The sequence below is a fragment of the Streptomyces sp. LS1784 genome, from assembly GCF_020103755.1.
Taxonomy (GTDB): domain Bacteria; phylum Actinomycetota; class Actinomycetes; order Streptomycetales; family Streptomycetaceae; genus Kitasatospora.
The window spans coordinates 1-5,864 of sequence record NZ_JAHSQD010000525.1; the positions used below are offsets into that span (position 1 = coordinate 1).

General features: G+C 74.6%; 5 protein-coding genes and 2 pseudogenes. 3 read left to right on the forward strand and 4 right to left on the reverse strand.

The features are described 5' to 3' along the window. Both KS423_RS36630 and KS423_RS36635 read right to left on the reverse strand, forming a co-directional pair. Positions 1-405: GntR family transcriptional regulator (locus KS423_RS36630; protein ID WP_224284062.1), on the reverse strand; the 405-nt coding region annotated here is incomplete at its 3' end. 59 nt (positions 406-464) lie between these two features. Next, positions 465-1,058 carry a universal stress protein gene (locus KS423_RS36635; protein ID WP_224284063.1) on the reverse strand — a complete coding sequence of 198 codons (594 nt, stop codon included), beginning with the start codon at positions 1,056-1,058 and terminating at the stop codon, positions 465-467. 555 nt (positions 1,059-1,613) lie between these two features. Between KS423_RS36635 and KS423_RS36640 the strand changes: the two are divergent. After that, positions 1,614-1,937, forward strand: a pseudogene (locus KS423_RS36640) (transglycosylase family protein); the annotation flags it as partial. 192 nt (positions 1,938-2,129) lie between these two features. On the opposite strand, the gene KS423_RS36645 reads toward KS423_RS36640, so the two are convergent. Beyond that, positions 2,130-2,714 carry a pyridoxamine 5'-phosphate oxidase family protein gene (locus tag KS423_RS36645; protein WP_224284064.1) on the reverse strand — a complete coding sequence of 195 codons (585 nt, stop codon included), beginning with the start codon at positions 2,712-2,714 and terminating at the stop codon, positions 2,130-2,132. 157 nt (positions 2,715-2,871) lie between these two features. On the opposite strand from KS423_RS36645, the gene KS423_RS36650 reads away from it, so the two are divergent. Next, positions 2,872-3,807 (forward strand): helix-turn-helix domain-containing protein, encoded by a 936-nt coding sequence (locus KS423_RS36650; RefSeq protein ID WP_224284065.1) that lies wholly within the window; start codon positions 2,872-2,874, stop codon positions 3,805-3,807. Positions 3,808-3,945: 138 nt separating this feature from the next. Here KS423_RS36650 and KS423_RS36655 read toward each other — a convergent pair whose 3' ends face one another. Beyond that, on the reverse strand, positions 3,946-4,380 hold the full coding sequence (locus KS423_RS36655; RefSeq protein WP_224284066.1) for a CBS domain-containing protein: 435 nt from the start codon (positions 4,378-4,380) through the stop codon (positions 3,946-3,948). Between the two features lie 307 nt (positions 4,381-4,687). Here KS423_RS36655 and ligD point away from each other — a divergent pair. After that, a pseudogene (ligD, locus tag KS423_RS36660) lies at positions 4,688-5,557 on the forward strand (non-homologous end-joining DNA ligase); the annotation flags it as partial. Positions 5,558-5,864: the final 307 nt, after the last annotated feature.

The window sequence follows — 5,864 nt, forward strand, 5'->3', positions numbered from 1 at the left end:
GGCGAGCCAGGCGCTGCGCGGGAAGGAGGCGGCATCGGGCTGGCCCTGGCGCAGGTCGTGGCCGGGACCGGGGCGGCGGGAGGGCCTGCGGGCCCGGGCGCGCGGGACGGGTTCGGCACGTTCGGCGACGGTGGTGCCGGAGCCCTGACGGGCGGTCAGCCAGCCCTCGGCGACGAGTTCGGCGTAGGCCTCGGCGGCGGTGTTGCGGGCCAGGCCGAGGTCGGCGGCGAGGGCGCGGTAGGGCGGCAGCCGGGTGCCGGGGGCCAGTCTGCCGCTGCGGATCGCCTCGCGCAGGGCCGCCATCAGTGCGGCGCGGCGTCCGCCGCCGGCGGGGAGGTCGAGGTGCAGGTCGTTGCCGGTCGGGTGGGCGGGCTCGGAGGGGTGCGTGCCCCGCGTGTCCGTCATGGTCACGCACCCTACCGGCCGCCGCCCCGGCCCCTTTCGGGCGGCCGCCCGGCCGCGGGCTACGGGACGACGGTGACCGGCCAGCGGCCGGCCTTCACCAGCCGGACCGCCACCGAACCGATCACCTTGTGCCCGGCCTGTTCGGAGACGCCGACCACCACGGCGTCGGCCCGCAGCTCGTCCGCGAGCTTGGCGAGGCCGGTGTACGGGTCGCCGCGCATGGTCAGGAAGCGCCACTCCACCTTCCACACCTCACGCACCCGCTGCTCGGCCTCGCGCAGCGCGGTCAGCAGTTCCTCGGCGATCTCCTGGGTGGTCTCCTCCACCGCGGCCCCGGCCAGGGCGGTCGCGGCGCCGAGGATCGGCTGGATGTACGCCACCGCGAGGACGGCGCCCTGCCGGCGGGCCAGTCCGGCGGCGTAGGCGGTGGCGCGCCAGGAGGAGTCGGAGCCGTCCAGACCGGCCAGGACCACCTTGGGGCCGTCGGTGCCCAGCTCGAAGCCCGTGGGCGCGGCCGCGGCCTCGTGCTCCTCGGCACCGATCGGCGCCCCCGCCTCGGCAGTCCCTTCTCTACCGGCGGCCGCCGCCCCACCCGTACCGGCGGCCGCCTCTCCCGCGTCCGCCGTGTCCGCTGCATCGCTGTCGTTGCTCATGGGGCCGAGGCTATGCCCGCCACCGGGAGTGGGGGCAGGGGGCACTCCGGGTGAGGGATGTGGCGCGGGCCACCCGGGCCGGCGGCCGGGGCGGCGGAATCGGCACCGGCGGCCGGGGTTCCGTCACGCGCTGTCGACCGTGTGGGCGGCCTCACAGCGGTTCGGGAGCGGGTTCGGCGTGGCGCGGGCCACTTCCGGGGCCGTTTTGATCTTGGAAATGGGGGCAAATCGCTCGAAATCGCCGCATCTCCTTGATCCTTACGCCCGGTAACGGCCCTCTGACGTGCCTAAACCTTCGAATCCTTGTAACCGCCACGACCACACCCGTAACTTCGAACTCGTTGCACCGAGCGATCCGCTCCGGCCGGGCCCCGACTGCCCCCGAGCGGGACGGTGCAGAACCACGCGAGTGGCTTGTCCCCGAAACCGACGGCCTTCCGAGGGCCTGGTTCCGCGCGCTCGCAGACCCCTCCGAAAGGAACCCCCATGACCTTCCGTAACGAGACTGCCGCTGCCACCGCCGCTGCCACCCCGAAGCGCCGCAACCGCGTCCGGATGGCTCTGATGGCCGGGGCGATCACCGCCCTGCCGGTGGCCGGCCTCGTCACGGCCACCGGTGCCTCCGCCGCGCCGGCTTCGGTCTGGGACAAGGTCGCCGCCTGCGAGGCGACCGGCAACTGGGCCGTCAACTCCGGCAACGGCTTCTACGGCGGCCTCCAGTTCACCTCCAGCACCTGGGCCGCGTTCGGTGGCACCGCCTACGCCCCGCAGGCCCACCAGGCCACCAAGGCGCAGCAGATCGCCGTCGGCGAGAAGGTCCTCGCCGCCCAGGGCCCCGGCGCCTGGCCGGTCTGCTCCGTCAAGGCCGGTCTGAGCAAGTAGGACCGCGTGCCATGAGGCCGCCGCACCCCGCCTCGGGGTGCGGCGGCCTCGCCGCGTTCCGCCGGGGGAACCCTGAACGCCCACGAGGTGTACGCCGGGGCGGGGTTCGTGCCGGTCCCCGGTCCGGAGGGGCCGGTGATCCTCGGCCCGGCCCCGATCGGCTGACAGGCCGTCGGGAGCGTACGAGCGTCAGGACGGCCGCGGCGGGAGCGGCAGCGGGACGGCCGGCAGGCCGTCGATGCTGGTGCCGACCAGCGGCTTGCGCTCGCAGTAGGCGCCGAACTCCTCCTCGTCCTTGCGGTCGAAGTACTGGGCGTGCAGGTCGCGGTCGGCGCGGTAGTCCATGAACGGCACCGCGTACCCGCAGGAGTCGCTGACCCGTTCGGCCCTGACCAGCACGATCGCCCTCAGACCGGAGCCGTCCGCGGCCGGCCCGAAGTGGCCGAGCAGTGCGGCGAACCTCGGGTCGTCCCGGAAGACCGGCTCACCGCGCCCGTGCACCCGCACCACGGTCGGCGGGCCCTCGAAGGCGCACCACATCAGGGTGATCCGGCCGTTCTCCCGCAGGTGGGCGACGGTCTCGGCCTGCGAGCCGCCGAAGTCCAGGTAGGCGAGGGTGAGTTCGTCGATCACCGCGAGCGTCCCGGAGCGCCCCTTGGGCGAGAGGTTGACGTGCCCGTCGGCGTCCAGCGGGGCGGTGGCCACGAAGTAGACCGGCTGGCGCTCGATGAACCGGCGCAGCCGACCGTCGATGCATTCGTACTGCTTTCCCATGTGCGCGATTGTGCCCGCATCTCGGCTGGCAAGAAAGGAGGATCCGGTCCCTGAGACAGTCCGCCGCCCGGGGTCGCACGAGGCCTCCCGGAGGCCTCCCGGCGCCGCCTACCATGGCCCGTGCATGCCACCCGCCAGGCCGAGCAGGGGAGTTGCGATGACCCGGAACACCCTCCTCACCACCTCGCCCGGGACGGTCCTCGGCACCCCCGCCGCGCCGCTGCGCGGGTACGTCCTCGGCTACCGCGGCTACCGGCTGGCCCTGCGGCAGCCGCTGCGACGGCTGGAGGTGCCGACGGACGCGGTCACCGTGGCACTCGTCTTCGAGGGCACGATGAGCCTCACCGACGCCGTCTCCCCCGCGCCGGCCACCGCCTTCGGCTCGGTCGCGGCCGGGCTGCGCCGCACCGCGACCATCGCCGAACACGCGGGCGTGCTGCACGGGTTGGCCGTCTCGCTCACCCCGCAGGGCGCCTTCCGGGCGTTCGGACCGCTGGCCGGCGAGCTCGGCGGGCACTGGGCCGAGGCCGGGGACGTCCTGGGCCCGCGACTGCGGTCGCTGACCGACCGGCTGGCCCACACCCCGGGCTGGCCGGCCCGGTTCGCCATGCTGGACGGCTACTTCGGTGCGCTGTTCGCGTACGGGCCGGACTGGGACCCTTCGGTGCACTGGGTCTGGCGGCAACTGCGACACTCGCACGGGCTGGTGCCGATCGGCACCCTGGTCAAAGGCAGCGGGTGGAGCCGACGCCGGCTGGAGCTACGCTTCCGCGAGCACCTCGGGCTGGCCCCCAAGCAGGCGGCGGGCATCCTCCGGCTCCAGCGCACCCTCAACGTCCTGACCGCGCACGAGGACCGCCCCAGCGGGGAACGCCCCGCCGGGGACCGCCCCACCGGCGCCGACCTGGCCGCGCGCTGCGGCTACTACGACCAGTCCCACCTCGACCGGAACTTCCGCGCCATGGTCGGCTGCTCGCCGCGCGCGTTCCTGGCCTCCCGGCGCACCGCCGCCGCCCTGCCCCAGCCCGCCGGCCGGGTGACCGACCGGGTCACCGGGCGGGTGACCAGCACCGTCCTGGGCGCCGGAGGCTGAGGCGTGCGCCCTTGCAGGCGTGCGCATTCGTACAAGACGCACCGGTGCCCCGCCCGGCATGCTCGAAGGGCCCGGCCGGTACGGGGGACCGGCCGGGCCGGAAGCGGGCGCGGGCGGGGCGCGCGGGGTGTCAGCCGGTCACTGCTTCATGTAGACGCTGTCCATGAACTCGATGATCTGCTGATCGGTCAGCCGCTGGCCGTCACGGTGGCCCATCGCCAGGTCGGCCTCGCTGATCATGCCCACCAGACGGTCCCCGTCGATCACCGGGATGCGCCGGATCTGGTGCTGCTCCATCTTGCGCAGCACCACGTCCATGCTGTCCTCGGCCCGCACGCAGTGCAGGTGGCCGGCGAGCTCCATGGCCGTCATCTTGGACGGGTTCTTGCCCTCCGCGATACATCGCAGCACGATGTCGCGGTCGGTGATGATGCCCTTCAGCTTCTGGTCGTCGCCACAGATCGGCAGCGCGCCCACGTTCTTGTCGCGCATCATCTTCGCGGCCTCGGCCAGCGTCTGATGGGCGCCGATGCACTGGGCACCGGTGTGCATGATGTCTCGGGCAGTGGTCACGGGGACTCCTTCGTCGATGGTTCCCCCCGGCTGGCCCCCCCGCATCCCCCCGGCGGCCCATCCGGGCTCCCGCCGTCGGAGCGGAAGGCGTGTGACCGCGCCCTCACCATAAGCAACCCCGTCTCCGTCCGCGACCCCGGCCGGTCGCTCACCCGCGGGGGTGAGCGGTACGCACGCCGGTGGAGCGGCTGCGCGCGCTGTGCCTGGCGCTGCCGGACGCCGCGGAGCGGGTCAGCCACAGGGGAACCGGGGCAGACTGGCTGCGGGGGCCACCCACCGGAGGCAACGGAGGCGGACCGTGCCGCAGATGACGGTGGACGGGCGCACCCTCGCCCTCTCCCACCTCGACAAGGTGTACTACCCGCGCACCGGCACCCCCAAGGGCGAGGTGCTGCGGTACTACGCCGCCGTGCACACCGCGCTGCTCCCGCACCTGCGCGACCGCCCGGTCTCCTTCCTGCGCTGCCCGGACGGCGTCGAGGCGGAGGTGTTCGTCGCCAAGAACCCGCCGCCCGGCACCCCGGACTGGGTGCGCACGGTCGACGTGCCGAGCAACACCGGCGAGCTGCGCCAGGTGGTGCTGACGGACGGCGCGGCCCTGCTGGCGGTCGCCAACCTGGGCTGCCTGGAACTGCACGTCCCGCAGTGGCACGCCGCCGCGCCCGCCCTCGCCGACCGGCTGGTGCTCGACCTCGACCCCGGCGAAGGCGCCGACGTGCTGACCTGCCGTACGGTCGCGCTGCTGCTGCGCGAACGGCTCGCGGCGGACGGCCTGGCGGCCTGGGCGAAGACCTCCGGCTCCAAGGGCCTGCACCTGCTGGTCCCGATCGAACCCACCCCGAGCACCCGGGTCTGCGCGTACGCGAAGGCGCTGGCCGCCGCCCTGGAGGCCGAGCACCCGGACCTCGTGGTGCACACCATGGCCAAGGCCCGCCGCCGGGGCCGGGTGCTGGTCGACTGGTCGCAGAACAACGCCAAGAAGACCACCGCCGCGCCGTACACCCTTCGGGCCCGGCCGCTGCCGACCGTCTCCACCCCGCTGGCCTGGGCGGAGCTGGAACGGGCCGGCCACGAGCAGGACCTGGTCTTCACGCTCGCCGAGGTGCCCGACCGGCTGGCCGCGCACGGCGACCTGCTCGCCCCGCTGCTGGACCCGGAACGGGCCCGGCCGCTTCCCGGTGCGCCCGCGCCGCCACCGCAGCCGGAGCGGTCGCGCCAGGTGCTGCGCCCGCCCGTCGAGGTGATGCGTCCGGCCGCCGTGACCGCCGTCCCGCCCGCCGACGGCCTGGGTGGCGGGGGCGTGCAGTACGAGCTGAAGCTGGACGGCTTCCGCTGCGTCGCGTTCGCCCGGGGCGAGCGCCCCGCGTACCTCCAGTCCCGCAGCGGCCGCGACCTCGCCCCCGAGTTCCCGCCGATCGCCGCCGCCGTCGCCCGGCTGCCGGAGGGGCTGGTGCTGGACGCCGAGCTGGTCGCCTGGCGCGGCG